This window comes from Clostridium bowmanii, assembly GCF_018861315.1.
In the GTDB taxonomy this organism is placed as follows: Bacteria; Bacillota; Clostridia; order Clostridiales; family Clostridiaceae; genus Clostridium_AD; species Clostridium_AD bowmanii.
The window spans coordinates 22,557-43,037 of the sequence record NZ_JAHLDL010000008.1 but is presented as its reverse complement, the minus strand read 5'-3'; the positions used below and the strand labels follow the sequence as shown (position 1 = coordinate 43,037).

Below are 20,481 nucleotides of genomic sequence, written 5' to 3'. Positions count from 1 at the left end.
AAGCTTATTTGTTATCTAAATAATCTTCTTCATACCCATTTATCTTTTTAATGATTTTTGTAAGTACAGCATCCACTTTGGAAAAATCCATATTTGGAACAAAGAAAGTTTCAAGTTTATCATGTAGACTTTTGGCTTCTTTTATTGTAGCTAAACCCTTGTTTAAAAGTATGAAAAATTCAGCTGAATCATACTCTGTTTCAGTTTTGTTCTTTTCAAGGGCACTTAAATTTAAACAATCCTTCATATCAATTACAGTACCTGCTAAGTCTAAATTATTTATTTCGTTAGAGGTAAGAATGGCTACATTTAATTGCGGAATTAATATGTGCTCAATTTTTTCAGGAATAAGTGGCGTATGAAAAATCTCTACATAGTATCCCCATCTTAAGGCTTCATCAGATAGAAACTCTAAGACGTTTGACTTGCCAGTACCAGGACCCCCTTTTAGTATATAAATCTTTTTATAATCCGAGCACAGGTTTTCTATATAGGTGACAATTCCGTTAGGTGTAAAAGCGGTAGCAAATAAATGCCTATCATAGCCTACATTAGATGGTGGGATAGTAAATAGTGATTCTCTTAGATTTTCTTTTAGTAGGTTTAAGTTATTATTGTTCAAGGCTTCACTATTATAGGTCGACCAATCATCATAAACTAATTTAGCTGCCCCAAAAAATTTATAGGCTCTTTTGAAAGTTTTACCAACTTTTTTATTTATTTCGATTATATCACGTCTGTATTTTTTAAAACCTTCTTCCTCCCAACATTCGCCCATGTTTAGCACTTCGTCAACTGCCCCGGGGTTTACGGGGTCCACTACATGAGGGGAGGTATCGTAAACACAAATTTACATTTATTTGTTGTGGGAGTAACCACATATGAAGCAATTAATATATAATTATGTTAAATATTTGAAGAATGTATTAATATGTTGTACAATATAACAAACAATGAGGGGGGGGGAACATTTAATGGATATATCTTTGATTAAAGCTGGGCTTAAAGATGCAAAAATTATTTACGGGATGCAAATCAAATCATTCATGGTCCTATTGGAAAGATATCAGGACTTTGAAACCAGTCCTGGAAGTGAGCCAATAGAAAAAATAATTGGTCGAATCAATCAGCTATTTACAGACTACTATATTATTAAAAATGATGGTGTTGCTGTGGGTGGAGTTAGGGTAGTAAAAAAAGATAATAAACACTATCGTGTCAGCCCTATTTTCATAATACCAGAACAACAAGGAAATGGTATTGCACAAAAGGTCTTTCAAATGATTGAGCATTTATATAGTGATGCAAAGGTGTGGGAATTGGATACTATATTACAAGAACAAGGGAATTGCTATTTATATGAGAAGTTAGGTTATAAAAAAACAGGAAAGACGGAAATTATAAATAACAAAATGACATTAGTATTCTATGAAAAGCAGCTCACTAGATGTGTATAATTCTTAATTATATTTTACAAGGTGAATTAAATAGTAATGAAAGCCATAAAGCAGAATTGAAAATGAGGTATGCAGTAGAAATATATTTTGATAAAGATACAGAAGAAAAAATCATGAAATTACCATATGGAATTGCAAAGAGAGGTACTTCATAACATTTTGAGCTTTTGCGACCATATAGGATACGAACATTATTTGCCAGATAGTTGCGTTCCACATTGTGCAGTGATGCTTGGGGATACAGATGATAACAATGCTTTATGTGAATCTGCTAAATATGTAATAGAAAATTACGACGTGCTACATGGCTTCTTTTGTGAAATGAGTTTTGTTGAAATAATTATGCCTGTAAAGGAACATACTGCTCATAAATTGCAACAGTGTAGTGGGAACTCTATTTACAAGATGCCTCAAGACTTTTCTATTAAGCCAACCAATTAGAGTTTTTATAAATCTATATAATAATTAGTAAAAAGGGAAGTAATATAAGATTTTATATTACTTCCCTTTTTTATCTTGGAAATATCCTAATTAAAAGAGCCAATAAATTTTTACTCTCTGTTCTTTAGTTTTAATATCCTTCTCTACAATTTCAATGTAATCAATCAGCTCATTAACCATAAGCGAATTAAGCTCAGTGAAATTCTTGTATTTTTTTACTAATTCTTTATATTTACTAATGTCATTTAAAGAAACTTCTATAGCTTCAATTGTATTTTTGCTGATATCTCTTCTATTTATTAGGTCATTCTTTTCATTGAAAAAAGATAAATTAAATTCATTGAATTGCTGCACTGTTATAATTCCTTTTACTTTATCAATGTATAAGGTTTTTAATACTAAATCTCTATCAATAATATCCTTCTCGGTATTATTTAATTGTTTCTGCAAGGACTTTAACTTTCCTTTATCAGAAGAACTTTCAAATAATTTTGAGGATAAACTTTCTTCATTTAAATTAATAAGATGGCTTTTTAGTCTTTCAGTAACTATTTGCTCTAGATTCTCTAGCCTTATTGAATGACTGGTACAAAGCTTTTTCTTTGGGTTTATATAGTGCAGCTTACACCTTAAGTATTTATATCCAGAAACACCAGAGTTTCTTACCATTGTATTGCCACAGTCCATACATCTCACCTTTCCTGCGAATATATGTGCCTGACCTTCTCCAGAACTTCTAGTGTTACTTTTCAAACGTTCCTGCACGATATCAAATGTTTTTTTATCAATAATTGGTAGATGAGTATTTTCAACTATAATCCAGTCCTCATATTTTAAAGCTATCTTTTTGTCGGATTTATAATTTAACTTTTCATGTACATGTTGAACCATATTTCCTATATACATTTGGTTCTTTAGCATTCTTTTAGTTGTAGTTTTATTCCATAGACCCAAATCATCTTTAGAGGATGTATTTATATAGTTATAGCCTTGAAGTTTCTTATATTTGGTTGGGTTAGGTGTACCTAATCCATTAAGCATTTGAGAAATTTTCTGTGTACCATAACCATCGATATACCAAGTAAATATCTTTCGAACAGTTTCAGCAGCTACATCATCAATTATTAGTTTGTTTTTATCTTTAGGGTCCTTTTCATATCCATATGTTGCAAAGGAGCCAATAAATTTTCCTTGCTGCTGCTTAAGTTTGAAAATATATTTAATGGATTCACTAATGTCTTCACAATACCACTCATTTACTAAGCCATTTATTTGTCTTGATTTCTTGTTATGCTTATCTGAAGTATCCACTCCATCTACAACAGTAACAAAGCGGATACCCCACTCAATAAATTTATTATGAAGATATTTTTCTACAAGTTCCATATCCCTTGTAAATCTGGATTGATGTTTACATAGAATTATATCAAATTTTTTATTTTCTGCATCTTGAATCATTTGCTTAAACTCTGGACGGTCTTTATCTAGACCAGAATAGTTGTCATCACTATAAATTTTGAATATATCCCATCCTATATCTATAGCGTATTTCATAAGGAGATTTTTCTGATTTTGAATGCTCTCGCTATCGCTAAGAGTGGTTATTTTATTTTTATCTTCGTCACTTAATCTACAATAAATGGCTACTTGGTTCATGAGGGGTTCTCCTTTGTATGACTGGATACATCCTGTAAAGACGTGTTTTCCATTAGTTCATAGGTTTTTATTAATTTCAGGAAGATATCTTGAAGTGTTAGTAATCTTAGATTATCGTCTTCTGTTTTGAAGTATTCTTCTATGATAAAATGAGTTTTATTATTAGACATAAGACCTCTATAAATATATTGCTTTAATAAACAATATGTGGACAAACAATAATTAATTCCATCTAAAAAGTCTTATAAGATATTAAATTAAAAAATATTAATGATGGTGTTATAATGTAAGATTAAGATTAAGATTAAATTTATATTAGAAAAGAAAATATAGATGTAAAAATTGAAATGTGTAATTGCACTATATGTGAAAGTATTTTTATTTTACCCGATTATATAATAACTTATTTTATTTTGATTATTATATAAATGATAAAACATATGAATTGTAATATTTTTGTTTAGTTTGACGGTATACCGTAACAGTCTGCTAACCTACATATAATTATACTGCTTTTCAGGGTTAATAATATTAAAAATCAAAACATAATCAAATCTTAGTTAAATTACAGTAAGCAGGGGTATGATATATCCCTACTTACTACAATTACTGATAAAAACAAGTAATATAAAGCGGATATATATGGTAAAGGATAAATTACAAGTACATTTTCTACAAGTATACACTAAAAAATAATAAAGCAGACACATATCTGCTTTATTATTCTAATTTATTTAATCCTATTACTAGGTATTTCTATTTTGTATATATTGGAAAACTTCTTCCGTAGAATTTGTCTTTGTGAAGGTAACCCAAGTACTAATATAACTTCGTTATTAACTATCCTATATAATAGCTTATAAGAATAAACTATCATATACCGTATCGTATCATCATTGAACTCTGGTTCTACTTGGAATCTCTTATTCATTTCATCTAATGTATCTGCTTTATCAATAATATTATTTTTAACATTATCTGCATACAATTTAAAATCTGTGGAGATATATTTATAAATTTTTCTTAAATCCGCTTTTGCTTCATTCGACCATATTACCATGTCTTAGATTCCTCTCTAAGTTGGTCACTAGTTATATATCTTCCATTTTTAAAATCTTCTTCAGCTCTTTCAACTTTCTCTCGAATATATTTGCTATACAACATATCTTCTTTGGTTTGAATTATTTTTTTATTGTCTTTTTTTGCAATAGTCTCCATGTTAACACCTCCAAGTTTTATATTATATCTATTTTAAAACGTGCAATCAATTTTTTTACTATGAATATTATTATATATTTATTTAATTCTTTAAACAATCTTTCTAAGAAATAATTAAAATTTTAATTCATTCTCATATGCCCCAGAACATTGAAATTTTTTACGTCAAATTTTTCTTCTAAATATCTGTATTAAAATACGTATATTAATATTATACAGATTATATTGCAATTAATCAAATATTCTATAATTAGATGGTATTTATATTTTAATAATTATACCACATAAAATGTTCTTATTCATTAGGATATTCTTTACAATTTGTGTTTAATGATACCACTACATGAGGGGAGGTTCCATCAAGTATTGCAACGTTAAGTCCCTTAATAACTAATCCGTCTAGTGAATTATTATCAGAAGAGCAGTGATGGTATTCTATGTCGTATCCCTTTTCATTGAAGTATTTACCGACTTTCTTCATTAAGGAAGATTTACCGGTTCCAGGACCTCCTTTTAGACATATGATTCTTCTTGCTTCGTCTTGACCTAGAATATACCTGTAAAATGAATAGAAACCTCTTGAAGTATTGCCACCAGGAAAAAAGTTTTTAATAGTACCTTGCACAAATATCACACTCCATATTATCGTATTAATATATAATATTCAGAGGTTGAAGATCTGCTTATAATTCATTGCATTAATATTTTATGGTTTTAATCTTTATAATTATTTAAAAAATACGCAGAAAAATATTTATAATTAATACTTGTGATTATAATCATACTGTGATAAACTAGGAACTAATTTAAAAAGTAAACTACCTAGGGTAGAGGTGCTGTATCTAAGAGTACTTGTTCGGAGCTGACAGGCGAAGAAGAACAAGAAAAGGAGCTATAGCCGAAGAAAATATATTCTGTGAAAATATTTTCTGGTTTTACATATAATATATGTGAAATTGTCACTGTTTTTTCAGTGGAGAGCTACAAGGTACACGAAGTTTGTATGAAAATATGTATTTTATACAGCAAAGGTGTTCCTTTGCTGTATTTATTTTTTTTGAAGCTATGTATTAATATTTCTAGAGCTAATTGCAGAAATGTTAGTAGTTTATTTAAGGAAAAAAGTTTTAAGTTTTAAAGAAGGGGGATTGAGTTATGACGGTAGTTGTTCAAAAATATGGAGGTTCCTCTGTAGGTAGTACAGAGAGAATTAAAAACATTGCAAAAAATATAGTAAAAAGAAAAAACAAAGATACAGATTTAGTTATTGTAGTATCTGCTATGGGCAAAACTACAGATGATCTAATAGCTCTATCCAAAGGTATAACGCAGGAACCAGATAAGAGGGAACTCGATGCTATATTGTCAACGGGTGAAATGATTTCTAGTGCACTACTTGCTATGGCGATTAAGGACTTAGGGTATGATGCTATAAGTTATACTGCACATCAAATTGGTATACAAACTAGTGGACAATATGGTAAAGCATTAATTAAGGATATAAATGATAAGAAACTTAAAAAGAGTTTTAAAGAAGGCAAAATTGTAATAGTTGCTGGCTTCCAAGGAATAAATGGAGAAGGCGATATTACAACATTAGGTAGAGGTGGGTCTGATACAACGGCCGTAGCAATGGCTGTGAAACTGCAAGGAAGTTGCGAAATATACACTGATGTGGATGGAATATATAGTGTGGACCCTAGAGTATATAGTGAGGCTAAGAAATTAGATGAAATAGAATATGAAGAAATGTTAGAACTAGCAAGTTTGGGGGCTCAAATAATGCATTCAAGATCTATAGAGCTTGCTCAAAAATATGGTATACCTATATATGTAGGTCTTAGTAATAGTGATATTAAAGGAACTGTAATTAGGGAGGTGAAAAACATGGATATGGAAAGTAAACCAGTAACAGGAATAGCAACTAGTGATGAGGATGTAGCAGTGACCCTACAGCGAATACCTATAGATGTAAATATACTGGCTACTATATTTGAAGCTATAGGAAGCATGCGAATTAATATAGATATGATAAGTCAAACGTCACCTATAGACGGAACCGTAAATGTATCTTTTACAATTCCTAAAGAAAGTCTAAAGGATAGTTTAGAAATTATAGATAGCACAATAGAACATAATAAGGTTATAGTTGATGAAGACATAACTAAATTCTCCATGGTGGGGCTTGGAATGAAAACAACTTCTGGAGTAGCAGCCAGAATGTTTAGGGTTTTTAGTGAAAATAATATCGAAATTAAAATGATTACTACTTCAGAAATAAGAATTACTTGTGCTATCAAAACAGATGATAAACTTAAGGCTATACAAGTTATTGCAAAGGAATTCAATATGTAAATATAATTTAGAAGGAGGGATTTATGTGAAGTTTTTTGGCAATATAGTGGTCGAAAATAATAAATTAAATATTGCAGGTGTTAGTGCTCAGGTTTTAGCTAATGAATATGGCACCCCACTTTATGTAATGGATGAACAGCTTATAAGAGATAACTGTAGACGGTTTCGTGAAGCATTTAAAAGTAGTGAGGATAAAAATAAGGTAGCATATGCGGGAAAAGCTTTTTTAACTATAGCTATGTGTGAAATTATAAAAAGTGAAGGCTTATATTTAGATGTAGTTTCGGGAGGGGAGCTTTATACGGCCTATAAGGCTGAGTTTCCATTAAAAAAAATATATTTTCATGGTAATAATAAAACATTGGATGAAATTGAAATGGCAATAGAACTGGGTGTAGGTACTTTTGTAGTAGACAATCTTCATGAAATGGAAATTATCAATGAAAAGGCAAAGGAAAAAGGCATTATGCAACGGGTTATTCTTAGAGTAACACCAGGAATAGAAGCGCACACCCATGATTATATTAAAACTGGACAAATTGATTCAAAGTTTGGGTTTACTACATTAAATAATGAATTAGAAAGAGTTATAAAAACTGCTATAGATTTTTCAAATATAAAACTTGCAGGTCTACACTGTCATATAGGATCTCAAATTTTCGAGTTACAACCTTATATGGATGCGGTTGGCATAATGATGTCTTTCATTAAAGATATTAAAGAAAAATTTAGCTGCGATATGGAAGAATTAGATTTAGGTGGAGGCTTCGGTGTTTATTATGACAAAGGTGATAAGCCAAAGAAAATAGAGGAGTTTTGCAAAGTAATAATTGAGGAAGCCGAAGTTAAGTGCAGAGAGCTTGGAATAAACTTACCTACACTTGTAATAGAGCCAGGCAGGTCAATTGTAGCTAATGCAGGAATTACTTTATACACTGTAGGAGCTATAAAAGATATACCGGATGTTAGGAAATATGTGGCAGTTGATGGTGGAATGACAGATAATATAAGACCAGCATTATACAATGCACAGTATCAATGTGTATTAGCCAATAGAATCAGTGAACCTTGTACAGAAGTGGTTACAATAGCTGGTAAGTGTTGTGAAAGTGGAGATATATTACTGGAAGGTGTAAAACTACCAGTGGTTGATAGTGGAGACCTTATAGCTGTGCTTTCAACGGGGGCTTATGGATATTCTATGAGCAGCAATTATAATAAAATACGTAGGCCAGCTGTGGTATTGGTAAGTAAGGGGAGTCATAAACTTATATGCAAAAGACAAACCTACAAAGACATGATATCTAACGAAGTGTGCTTATAGATAATGAAAGTATAAAATTTGTCCTGCGGGCCTTGCAATATGAACTTGAAACTGGAAATTCGATTAAGAAATTCTAATGCTTTGCTCATGTGAAATTCTCTAGCGCTCACACTCGCCGTCCTGGCTCGGGTTCGCTATGCCGCCGTCCTGGCGGCATTACGAGAATTTCATATAAGCAAAGCAAGAATTTCTAAATCGAATTTTAATAGTTTTGTCGTTTCATATTGCAAGTCACTCCGGGCAAATTTCATACTTATTTTAATTTAAGCAGACTTTTGGGGAACGGTGGAGGAGGATTACGAGAATTTTTTTACACAATAAAAGACTACTCCAATCAGTGTAGTCTTTTTGCAGTAGATAAGATACTACTAAATATTTATTTACTGCTAAAAAAATAAAATTAGAAGTTCTTAGCGAAGAGAATGCAATTGTAGTAATTTATACTTTTTTTGTTTTTAAATAACACCTAAATAATCTCTATCAATTGTCATCACTACATTGTACTGAGGGCAATATTTTTTCAGCTCTATACCAATATCAAGTTCTAGTTTAGCTTCAGCATCTGTTGTAAAGGATGGATTAAAGTCAATTACAGCATCAAAAATTAAATTTTTATATTCACCCTCTCCTACAATTCTAAAATCGTGTATTGATTTTATTATAGGAAAAGATTTTAATATATCTAAAAGTTCTAATCGAGAGGCTTCAACCTCTTCATCATCTGTATTTATTGGGTCCATGTGAATAACTAGATATATGTCAAATTCCTCAGAAATTTCTTTTTCTGCCTTGTCTATAATCTCATGAATTTTAACTATAGAAATATTGCAGGGAACTTCGGCATGAATGGAACCCATGCATCTGCTTGGTCCATAGTTATGGATAACTAAGTCATGAGAACCGGTAATATGGTCATAGGATAATAACTTTGATCGAATACCTTTTACGAGGTCTATATCGGGAGATTCACCTAGCAGGGGATTTATGGTTGATTTAATAAGTGAATACCCAGCATATATTATTATAAAGGATACTATTATTCCTATGTATCCATCTATTGGAAAGTCAATCCATTTAGAAAGAAGCAATGAAAGTGCAACACAGCTAGAGCTAATGACATCGCTTAAGGCATCAAAGGAAGAAGCTTCAAGCGCGGAAGAGTTTATGGCTTTACCTAACGTCTTATTAAATTTACTAATCCAAATTTTAAAGCCTATGGATACTAATATTAATATAAAGGGTATAAGAGCGAAAATCACCTTTGAAGGATTAATTATTCTATCAAAGGAAGTTTTGATAAACTCAAAACCTACTAGCATTACTAAAAAAGAAACTAAAAGTCCTGAAATATATTCAAGTCTTCCGTGACCAAAGGGATGTTCCTTATCTGGTGGTTTATTAGCTAGCTTAAAACCAAGAATTGTAATAACCGAAGAGGCTACATCTGAAAGATTATTAAATGCATCTGCTGTAACGGCTATACTGTTTAATATCACTCCTACAAATAGCTTTGTAATAAAAAGTAATAAGTTTACTATAATTCCAACCACACCACCAAGGTAACCATAGGAATCTCTTACTTTTTTATTGCTTGTGTCTTCATAATTTTTTATAAATTTTGAAATTAAAAATTTTGATATCATATTTTCACCTCTAAATATATAGTATAATTTAAAACATAAATTTTAAACATATATTTGTCAATTAATTATAGCATTAATTTAGATTTTATAGAAATATTATCAATAAATTTGTTATAATAGTGGAAGAGATAAACAAAGTGCTTATCTAAATTAGGCATATGAAAAATAGACTAGTATAGTTATTTGTTTTAATGTGCCACAATATGCATTGGAGGAATTTATATGAATAGTGAATTAGAATTTGCTCAAAATCTTATTGATTATATTTATGATAGTCCAACAGCATTTCATGCTGTAACAAAGGCTAAAGAAGATTTATCCAAAGAAGGTTTTGTAGAAATCAAAGAAGAAGAAAAGTGGAACCTTCAAAAGGGTGGGAAATATTTTGTCACAAAAAATGATTCTGCACTAACTGCTTTTGTAGTTGGAAAGGGAGAAATACAGGAAACTGGATTTAAAATTGTTGCAGCTCATACAGATTCACCTAGCTTTAGAATTAAGCCAGCACCGGAAATGATAGTTGACAATACATACGTAAGATTAAATACTGAGGTGTATGGTGGTCCAATACTAAACACTTGGATGGATAGACCACTTGCCATAGCTGGAAGGGTGACTTTAAGAAGCAAAAACGTATTATATCCAGAAACTAGACTTGTTAATATTAATAGGCCTATAATGATAATTCCTAATTTGGCTATTCATATGAATAGAGATATAAATACTGGAATTGAACTAAATAAACAAAAGGATACGCTACCGTTATTGACAATGGTCAGCGAAGAATTAGAAAAAAACAATTATCTTATGAGTGCTATTGCCAGCGAATTAGGTGTAGATGATAAGCAAATCATAGATTTTGATTTATTTCTTTATGAATATGAAAAGGGATCAATTATCGGGTTGAATAATGAATTTATTTCAAGCTCAAGATTAGATGATCTCGCCATGGTACATGCTGGGATAAGGGCATTAGTTAAAGTAGCCGCTGCTCAGGCAACAAATGTAATGGTATGTTTTGATAACGAAGAAGTGGGGAGCGCAACAAAGCAGGGTGCTGATTCAAATATGTTACTTGATATACTAGAACGAATTGCAATATCACAAGATAAAAATAGAGAGGATTTTCTAAGAGCTATTTCTAAATCCTTTATAATATCTGCAGATAATGCACATGCTGTTCATCCTAATAGTCCCGAAAAGAATGACCCAACAAATAAGCCTTATATTAATAAGGGCCCAGTTATAAAGATTAGTGCCAGTCAAAGCTACACTACTGATAGTAACTCTGATGCAGTTTATGAATTGATTTGTGAAAAAGCGGGGGTTCCAGTTCAAAAATTTGTTAATCGTTCTGACGCACGTGGAGGGTCGACTATAGGCCCAATATCATCATCTCATTTAAATATACGTTCAGTGGATATGGGAAGCCCCACACTGGCTATGCACTCTATAAGAGAGCTAGGCGGAGTAATGGACCATATGTATGTTACAAAATCCTTTCAAGAATTTTATAAAATTTAATTTTAATAGAAGAAAAGAACTCGCAACATTTGTTGTGGGTTCTTTTTGTTATTTTTAGTAATAATTAATGGATTAGTTGGAGATAATAATCTGAGTTAGGCACATGACACAAAATAGAATAGGAGAATGATTCTATAGTTGTTTAAATGCGCCACAATGCTAAAACTCATAATTAATACTAACAAAAAGTGTTGAAAGGGTGGTTATAGTGCCATATGTTATCTTAGGGGTAATAATCGTAATAAGTGTTTTAATTTACATAGTGGTAAGAAAAAATCTAAATTATTATAAAGAAGAGAATATGCTAAAAGATATTCCAACCATAAATGTAAATAGGGAGGATTTAGAAAAACATGCCTCTGAAATAGCACGTCATTACTCTGATATTGTGAATACTAATTGTAAGAAAAAGCTTATTAGTAATTTAGATATAAGTTATGAAAAAATTTTAAAAGGCTATGACAATATAGATAAAGCTGGAAAAAACAAAAGAGAAGTACTACCTGCTGCGGAATGGCTTTTGGATAATGTGTACTTGGTAGAAAAGGAATACAAAAGTATAAAATACAATATGCCGCAAACATATTATAATGATCTGCCAGTTATATCTAAAGGAGTTATGAAGGGGTACCCAAGGGTTTATCATATTGCCATTGAAATAGTGTCCCATACAGATGGTAGGATGGATGAAAATATTATTGCGAACTTTATTAAATCATACCAAAAGAATGCTCTACTTAATAGTGGGGAGCTATGGGCTATTCCTATAATGCTTAGAATTGCACTAATTCAAAATATTAGTAAGATAACTGAGAAAATTGTTAAAGCAGAGCAGGATAAAAAACAAGCAGAATTAGTTGGAGAGCATATAATTGATGCTTTTAATGAAGGTAGAATTGCTTCCGAGCTATCACTATTGAATAGCCAAGACATTACATTTAATTCCCATTTTACAGAAAAATTATTAAAACTACTCAGGGATAATGGTATTGACTCTAAAGAAGTCTATGATTTTATTGATGAAAAACTCGGAGCACAGGAAACAAGTTCGGAAAAAATCATATCATTAGAACATCAAATAGAAGCTAATTTCCAAATATCTATGGGGAATTCTATAAATAGCATAAGAGTGATTGAAGGTTTAAATTGGAAAAATTATTTTGAAAAACTAAGTTCTGTAGAGAATATTTTGAGAGAAGATCCATCTTGCATTTACGGAGAAATGGATTTTAAGTCAAGAGATAAGTATAGACATGAAATAGAAAAATTATATAAACATACAAAACTCCCAGAATCCTATATAGCAAAAAAAGTTATTGAATGTTGCAATGAAAGTGAGGCCTCGGAAACTAATATTTATAAACAACATGTTGGATATTATTTGATAGATGAAGGACTCCATGAATTAAAAGAAAAAATAGGATATAAGAATAGTGGCATACAAAGGCTTAGAAATAGTATAAAGAAGCATCGAGAAAGTCTTTATATAGGAACTATCATTACATTTTCAATACTAATAATATGTATATTTATTGCGCTTAGTCTATCAAATGATAAGGGCATAGAGATATGGAGATATGCTGTGGCTACAATTTTAATATTAGTGCCCTGTAGTGAAATAGCAATTTCAATTTTTAACTGGAGTATAAATGTTCTCAGCAGTCCATCTTTTATTCCAAAAATGGATTTTGGAGAGGTGATTCCTGAGAAATATAGTACAGTTGTTGTAATTCCAACATTACTAAATAATCCTTCTAGGGTTAAAGAATTAATACATGATTTAGAAATACATTATTTAGCTAACCATCAAAATAATTTATATTTTGCACTGCTTGGAGATTTTAAGGATAGCGACAGAGAAAACGAGAAAGAGGATAAAGCAATAGTGAATGCAGGGCTTATAGCCATAGATTCACTAAATAAAAAGTATTGCAAGGATGGGAAGAAAATATTTTTCTTTTTTAATAGGGTTAGAAAGCATAATAAAAAAGAAGGAAAATGGATTGGCAAGGAGCGAAAGCGTGGAAAGCTCATGGAGTTTAATGAGTTTTTAAGAGGAAAAGAAGATACTAGTTATAACGTAATAAGTAGCGATGGGGAGAAGCTTAGAAAGGTTAAATATGTAATTACATTAGACGCAGATACAGTACTTCCAAGAGATTCCGCTAAGAATCTAATAGGTGCCATGGCACATCCACTAAATAATGCTATTATAAATTATAGCAAAAACATAGTAAATAGAGGTTATGGGTTAATGCAACCAAGGATAGGAGTATCTATTCTTAGCGCAAACAAAACATTGTTTTCAAAAATATTTTCTGGGGAAACAGGCATAGATATCTACACTACTGCAGTTTCTGATGTTTATCAAGATTTATTTGGAGAAGGTATTTTTACTGGAAAAGGAATTTATGATGTAGATGTTTTTAACTATATGTTAAAGGATGAAATACCTGAAAATACTGTGTTAAGCCACGATTTGTTGGAGGGGGCCTATGTTAGGACCGCTTTAGTTACGGATGTGGAGTTTATAGATGGATACCCAGCTTATTACAACTCCAGTTCAATGAGATTACACAGATGGACCAGAGGTGATTGGCAATTAATACCATGGCTTAAAAAATCTTCACCTTTAAACAAAATATCTAAATGGAAAATAGTAGATAACCTAAGGCGAAGTTTATTAGCACCATCAATTACAATTTTGCTTATAGTTACTTTAGGTGGAATATTGCCTGATGGGACTGACAAATGGTTTATTACAGCCTTTGTTTCACTACTCGCACCTATACTTTTTGATGTTACTGAGGCTGTAGTGTCACCAACTAAAGGTATAAGTTTATCAGGTAAAATTCAAAATAGTAAAATGGCCATTGAACAGGTATTTTTGATTTTTTGTTTCATTCCTTATCAAGCATACTTGATGCTAGATGCCATTATTAGAACTTTATATAGATTGTTAGTAAGCAAGAAAAATATGTTAGAGTGGCAGACAGCAGCAGATGTGGAAATTAAATTAGGGAAAGAACTTAAGGATTTTATAGCTTCTATGTGGATGGGTAGTGCCATTTCACTTTTTATTTTATTCTTAGCATTTAATAGAAGCATGAGTATTGGATTTATTAGTATACCATCTTGTACTCTTTGGTTTCTAAGCCCTCTAGTTGCTTATATTATAAGCCATGATAGAGGCTTAGAAACTTATGAAATTAAGGAAGAAGAGGAGGTTTTTTTAAGGAAAATAGGTAGGAAAACTTGGGCCTATTTTGAGGATTTTATAAATGATGAAGATAATTGGCTTGGACCAGATAATTATCAAGAAGATCCACCTAATGGTATAGCGCATAGAACTTCACCAACGGATATGGGTATGGATTTGACTTCAAATTTAGTCGCCTATGATTTAGGATATATAGGAATCGTAGATACCGTAAGTAGATTAAGTAATATAATGACTTCATTAGAAAATATGGCAACTTACAAAGGACATTTTTATAATTGGTATGATACTAAAAGCAAGACTCCACTTTACCCTAGATATGTTTCCACGGTTGATAGTGGGAATTTAGTTGGTTATCTGTGGTTAGCTGCAGAGTCGTTAGAGGAGTATTTGAGTCAACCAGTATTTAACCTTAAGCAAGCTAAGGGTTTGCAAGATACAATGAGGCTAGCTAGTAAAGAAATAGAAGTAGTCACAGGAGTGAGTGAAATATACCATGGGTTAATAGCGGACATTGATAAAGATAAAGTAGGTTTTAGTTATTGGAAAGCTTTGCTTATAGATTTAGCAAATAAAATAATTGAAGTACAAAAAATTGGAACGAAAGTGGATTTATATTGGAATAAAAAACTTAAAAATGATGTGGATGGATATTTAGAGGAAATAAATGAGCTTTTTCCTTGGTCTGAGTTCGTACTTCAAGAAAAATCTAGTTTAGATATTGCTAATTCCTTAAGAGAACTATTAGAAAAAACAGCTTTAAATGGTATTCCAGAAAAAATAACTAATATATTAAGAATGCTAAATAATAATTTAAAAGATGATGAGTCTTTAGAAGAATTGAAAATCTTGTTAGAAAATACAAAAGAAAAATCTCAAATGATTATTAATAGAATAGAGAATTTAAAAGAAAGATTAAATTCTATGGCAGAAGCTACGGACTTTAAAATGCTATACGATGAAGAAAGAGGATTATTTAGTATTGGATATGATGTTGAGAATGATAATCTAGGTAAGAGTTATTATGATTTATTAGCTTCTGAGTCAAGGCAGGCTAGCTTTGTTGCTATAGCAAAGGGGGATGTTCCTAAAAAGCATTGGTTTAAGCTTGGTAGATCAATGACTCTTATGGGAAAAGGTAAGGGATTAGTTTCTTGGAGCGGAACCATGTTTGAATATCTTATGCCTTTACTTATAATGAAAAATTACCCAGGCACAATGCTAGATGAAACTTATAAAGCTGTAACGCAGGCACAAATAAGATATTGCAGCGAGAGAGGGGTTCCTTTTGGAATATCTGAATCAGCATTTTATAATTTCGATATAAACTTAAATTATCAATATAAGGCATTTGGGATAGCTGGAGTAGGATTAAAGAGAGGTCTAGCCAATGAACTAGTTGTCTCCCCATATGCTACTGTTATGGCACTTCAAACGGATTTTAGAGGGGCTTATGATAATCTTCAAAAACTTGCTGAGGAAGGCTTAGAAGGAATTTATGGGTTTTATGAAGCTGTAGATTACACAAAAAACAGAATGCCGAGTGACGAATCTAAGGCTATTATTAAGTGTTTTATGATTCATCATGAAGGAATGAGCTTAATGGCTTTAGACAATGTGTTACTAAATAATATTCTTCAAAAGAGATTTCATAATCTGCCAAAGGTAAAAGCCACAGAATTATTGCTTCAAGAAAAAGTTTCTAAAAGAATAGTGTATGATAGAGAACATAAATTTAATGCATCAGACACTAGCATGGGAAAACAAAAGATTATAGTTAGAAAATATACTTCAGCAATTACAGAGTCACCAGAAACACATTTAATTTCAAATGGAAGTTATTCGTTAATGATTTCTAATAGTGGAGCTGGGTATGCGTTAAGAGATAGAACTATGATTTACAGATGGAAAGAAGATGTTACTAAAGACAATACAGGTATGTTCATATATATCAAAGATGTGCATGAAAATGAGTACTTTAGCGCGGCTTATGAACCTTGTAAGAGTGAGGGAGATAGCTATGAAGTTACCTTCTCCTTAGATAAAGCTGAATTTACAAGGGGTGATAATAATATTACTACTCATACAGAAGTCACCGTGTCTACAGAGGATGATTCAGAGGTAAGAAGAGTAACTATTACAAATCATGGAACGATGAGCAAAAGTATAGAAATAACTAGTTATTTAGAAGTAACTTTAGCTCATTATGATGCAGATATAGTTCATCCAGCTTTTGGAAACCTATTTGTAAAAACAGAGTATATTGATAATCCTACCTGTATATTGGCAACAAGAAGAGTTAGAAGTAAGGGTGACATACAACTTTGGCTTATGCAAACTGTTGCAACTGAGGGAACTACAATAGGAACTGTTCAATATGAGACCAGTAGAGCTAATTTTATAGGGCGTGGTGAAAATGTAACACACCCTGCAAGTATGAAGCAAGACTCGATTTTATCTAATACTGTGGGAGCAGTTCTGGATCCTATAATAAGCATAAGAAGAAGAGTTAAGATAAAACCTGGTGGAACATGCATTATAGCCTTCACTACTTCAATAGCGAGTAGTAGAGCAGAAGTAATTATTTTAGCTAAGAAATATAGTGAACTTCACAATGTGAATAGAATGTTTGAACTGGCTTGGAGCCATACTCAGGTGGAAATGAAATATTTAGGCATAAAATCTACCCAAGCAAATTTATACCAAGTAATGGCTTCTAAAATTTTGTTTTTAAATTCTACTTTTAAAGATAGAGAAGAATATATAAAAAAGGTAAAGAAGGGGCAATCTACTCTTTGGCAATATGGTATTTCAGGAGATTTACCTATAATGCTACTCATAGTTCGTGAGAGCAAAGATAGAGAGCGAGTTCGCCAACTTTTAAATGCACATGAGTACTTAGGTTTAAAAGGACTGAAGTGTGATTTGGTAATAATAAATCTTCAAAAGATTGCATATGATCAACCGCTACAAACTGACATTAAAGATTTAGTAGGCAGTAGTCACTTAAGGGATAAAGAGAATAAACCAGGAGGACTCTTTATTTTCAATATGGCTACTATGGCGGAGGAAGATATAGATTTGTTGATAGCTATAGCTAGAATAGTCATAGATGCCTCTAAAGACCTATTAATATCTAAAAATAAGAATGAGGGCGAAACAGAAGAACAGCCATTACTTAAGACTGTAGAAAATACATTAACCTATAAACCTCATAAGTTTGATATGAAGCCATTAGAATATTTTAATGACTTAGGAGGATTTGATGTAGAAAATGAAAACTATACTATTTTACTTAAAAATTTTAATAATACCCCAGCACCTTGGATAAATGTGATTTCAAATGGTGATTTTGGATTCCATGTGTCCGAATGTGGAGCGGCATATACTTGGCATCTCAATAGTCGTGAAAATAAAATTACTACTTGGTCCAATGATTGGGTGAGTGATGAGCCTTCAGAAGCTATATATTTAAGAGACGATACCTTTGGTAATGTGTGGAGTATTACACCTAAGCCTATAAGGGATGGTGGAGAGTATTTGATCCAGCATGGATTTGGATATTCAAATTTCAAACATGAGGCTTTTGGAATTATGGGTGAAATAACTATGTTTGTTCCAATGAAGCATAACCTTAAGCTATGCAAAATAAAACTTGTTAATAATTGTGAGATTGCTCGAGATATAAGTGTAACCTACTATGCAGAGCTTGTAATGGGTGTTGTGCCTCAGCATACTGCTGAGCACGTTGTTACTTATTTGAATGAAGAAAAAAAATATATATATGCTACAAATAGTTACAGTCAGAACTTTGGTAAATTAAATGCTTTCTTAAAATTATTTGGGGGAGTAGATCAGTGCTTTACTGGTGATAAAGGTGAGTTTTTAGGTAGAGGAGGAAGTGTAGAGTCTCCACATGCACTAAAGAGAACAAGAATGTCAAATAATGTAGGAGCTGGTCTAGATCCCTGCCTAGTAGTTACAACAAAAATTCACTTAGAACCTAATATGGAGATAGAACTTGTAGCGATGCTAGGTGAAAATGAAGATTTAGATAGCATTAATAATGCTGTGGTCGAATTTGAAAATTTTGAAAGAGTTGATAGGGAATTGGAAGTAGTTAAAAATTACTGGAATAAGTTACTTCATACAGTACAGGTTAAGACTCCAGATAAGAGCATGGACTTAATGCTTAATGGATGGTTAATGTATCAAACTGTAGTGTGTAGGTTATGGGCAAGGACTGCATTTTATCAATCGGGTGGAGCTTATGGGTTTAGAGATCAGCTTCAAGATGTTATGCCTTTAAACTATTTAGAACCGGGAATGACTAAAAAACAAATTCTATATAGTGCTTCAAGACAATTTGTGGAAGGCGACGTTCAGCATTGGTGGCATCCAATTGTAGACAGCGGAATAAGAACTAGGTTTTCTGATGATTTATTATGGCTACCCTTTGTCACTATGGATTATATAAAAAACACAGGAGATTTTGCTATTCTAGATGTTGGGGCACAATATTTAATAGATGCACCTCTGGCCGAAGGGGAAGATGAAAGGTACAGCATATCCGCCAGGTCAGATTTTACAGGAAGTATATATGAACACTGTATAAAAGCCATAGATAAAGCCCTTAAATTTGGTCCTCATAACATTCCATTAATGGGAAGTGGAGATTGGAATGATGGAATGAGTACCGTGGGTAACAAGGGAAAAGGTGAAAGTGTATGGCTTGGATGGTTCTTATATAATATACTAGAGAATTTCACGAAAGCGTGCACATATAAAAAGGATGAGGTTAGACTAGAAAAATATGCTGAGATGCAAGAGTATATAAGGGTTAATCTAGAGGAAAATGCATGGGATGGTAATTGGTATAGGAGAGCATACTTTGATGATGGTACAGCCCTGGGAACATCTAAAAATGAAGAATGTAAGATAGATTCTTTAGCTCAATCTTGGGCAGTTATATCAGGAGCTGCAAATAGTGAAAGAGCAGCAGAGGCTATGAAGTCCTTAGAAAAGTATTTAATAAAAGAAGATGATGGAATGATCTTACTTTTAACTCCACCTTTTAACAAATCTACGTTGGAACCAGGTTATATAAAAGGATATGTACCTGGAGTTAGAGAAAATGGAGGTCAATATACACATGCTGCAACTTGGGTTATTCTCGCCTTTGCTAAACTTGGCAAAGGTAATAAGGCTACCAAGTTGTACAACATGATAAATCCTATTAATCATACAAAAACTTTGCTTGACTGTGAGAGATATAAAACAGAGCCCTATGTAATGACTGCTGATGTTTATGGAAAAGAGCCACATGTAGGAAGAGGTGGGTGGAGTTGGTATACTGGAACCTCAGGATGGATGTATACAACAGGAATAGAAGCTATTTTAGGGTTTAAACTAAAGGAGGGAAAAGGCTTTACTATTGAACCCTGTGTGCCAGAGGATTGGTCAGACTATGAAATTATTTATAAAAAAGATAATTTTGAGTATGTGATCCAGGTTAAACGTAAGGGAGAAAAAGGAATTTGGCTTGATGGTCAGCTATGTAGTGATGCGCTGGTACCATTTATTGATGGAGTGCATAAAGTAGAGGTTATAATTTAAAAAAGCAGATGACTTCTAAAAAGAAGT

General features: G+C 32.0%; 12 protein-coding genes, 1 pseudogene and 1 riboswitch. Of the genes and pseudogenes, 7 read left to right on the top strand and 6 right to left on the bottom strand.

Annotated features, from left to right (window positions below):
- Positions 1 to 4 precede the first annotated feature (4 nt).
- Positions 5 to 778, bottom strand: coding sequence for an ATPase (locus tag KPL51_RS07165; RefSeq protein WP_216158929.1), 774 nt, complete (start codon positions 776 to 778; stop codon positions 5 to 7).
- Positions 779 to 974: 196 nt separating this feature from the next.
- Between KPL51_RS07165 and KPL51_RS07160 the strand changes: the two genes are divergently transcribed.
- From KPL51_RS07160 to KPL51_RS07150, 3 genes are read left to right on the top strand one after another with little or no spacing between them, the layout of a single operon-like run.
- Positions 975 to 1,457, top strand: a complete 483-nt coding sequence (locus tag KPL51_RS07160; protein WP_216158927.1) for a GNAT family N-acetyltransferase — start codon at positions 975 to 977, stop codon at positions 1,455 to 1,457.
- Positions 1,448 to 1,612 carry a hypothetical protein gene (locus KPL51_RS07155; RefSeq protein WP_216158925.1) on the top strand — a complete coding sequence of 55 codons (165 nt, stop codon included), beginning with the start codon at positions 1,448 to 1,450 and terminating at the stop codon, positions 1,610 to 1,612. Before KPL51_RS07160 ends, KPL51_RS07155 begins: the two co-directional genes overlap by 10 nt.
- On the top strand, positions 1,584 to 1,898 hold the full coding sequence (locus KPL51_RS07150; RefSeq protein ID WP_216158923.1) for a hypothetical protein: 315 nt from the start codon (positions 1,584 to 1,586) through the stop codon (positions 1,896 to 1,898). The genes KPL51_RS07155 and KPL51_RS07150 overlap by 29 nt, the downstream gene beginning before the upstream one ends.
- Positions 1,899 to 1,988: 90 nt before the next feature.
- Here KPL51_RS07150 and KPL51_RS07145 read toward each other — a convergent pair whose 3' ends face one another.
- The 4 genes and pseudogenes from KPL51_RS07145 to KPL51_RS07130 form a co-directional block, all read right to left on the bottom strand.
- Positions 1,989 to 3,554: a recombinase family protein gene (locus KPL51_RS07145; protein ID WP_216158922.1), complete on the bottom strand. Its 1,566-nt coding sequence runs from the start codon at positions 3,552 to 3,554 to the stop codon at positions 1,989 to 1,991.
- 730 nt (positions 3,555 to 4,284) lie between these two features.
- Positions 4,285 to 4,614 carry a type II toxin-antitoxin system RelE/ParE family toxin gene (locus tag KPL51_RS07140; RefSeq protein WP_216158920.1) on the bottom strand — a complete coding sequence of 110 codons (330 nt, stop codon included), beginning with the start codon at positions 4,612 to 4,614 and terminating at the stop codon, positions 4,285 to 4,287.
- A complete protein-coding gene (locus KPL51_RS07135) occupies positions 4,608 to 4,772 on the bottom strand; it encodes a hypothetical protein (RefSeq protein WP_216158918.1) in 165 nt (54 codons plus the stop codon). Before KPL51_RS07135 ends, KPL51_RS07140 begins: the two co-directional genes overlap by 7 nt.
- Before the next feature lie 337 nt (positions 4,773 to 5,109).
- Positions 5,110 to 5,397 (bottom strand): annotated as a pseudogene (locus KPL51_RS07130) (P-loop domain-containing protein); the annotation flags it as partial.
- 195 nt (positions 5,398 to 5,592) lie between these two features.
- Positions 5,593 to 5,764, top strand: a riboswitch (Lysine riboswitch).
- A gap of 163 nt (positions 5,765 to 5,927) precedes the next feature.
- Here KPL51_RS07130 and KPL51_RS07125 point away from each other — a divergent pair.
- Both KPL51_RS07125 and lysA read left to right on the top strand, forming a co-directional pair.
- A complete protein-coding gene (locus KPL51_RS07125) occupies positions 5,928 to 7,127 on the top strand; it encodes an aspartate kinase (protein WP_216158914.1) in 1,200 nt (399 codons plus the stop codon).
- 25 nt (positions 7,128 to 7,152) lie between these two features.
- Positions 7,153 to 8,451 carry a diaminopimelate decarboxylase gene (gene lysA / locus KPL51_RS07120; RefSeq protein WP_216158912.1) on the top strand — a complete coding sequence of 433 codons (1,299 nt, stop codon included), beginning with the start codon at positions 7,153 to 7,155 and terminating at the stop codon, positions 8,449 to 8,451.
- Positions 8,452 to 8,906: 455 nt separating this feature from the next.
- Here lysA and KPL51_RS07115 read toward each other — a convergent pair whose 3' ends face one another.
- The gene (locus KPL51_RS07115) at positions 8,907 to 10,094 is read right to left on the bottom strand and encodes a cation diffusion facilitator family transporter (RefSeq protein ID WP_216158910.1); all 1,188 of its coding nucleotides are present in this window, start codon (positions 10,092 to 10,094) and stop codon (positions 8,907 to 8,909) included.
- 222 nt (positions 10,095 to 10,316) lie between these two features.
- On the opposite strand from KPL51_RS07115, the gene KPL51_RS07110 reads away from it, so the two are divergent.
- Entirely contained in the window at positions 10,317 to 11,618 is a 1,302-nt protein-coding gene (locus KPL51_RS07110; protein WP_216158908.1) for a M18 family aminopeptidase, read from the top strand.
- Positions 11,619 to 11,826: 208 nt separating this feature from the next.
- Positions 11,827 to 20,454 (top strand): glycoside hydrolase family 94 protein, encoded by an 8,628-nt coding sequence (locus tag KPL51_RS07105; protein ID WP_216158906.1) that lies wholly within the window; start codon positions 11,827 to 11,829, stop codon positions 20,452 to 20,454.
- The last annotated feature ends 27 nt before the right edge of the window (positions 20,455 to 20,481 follow it).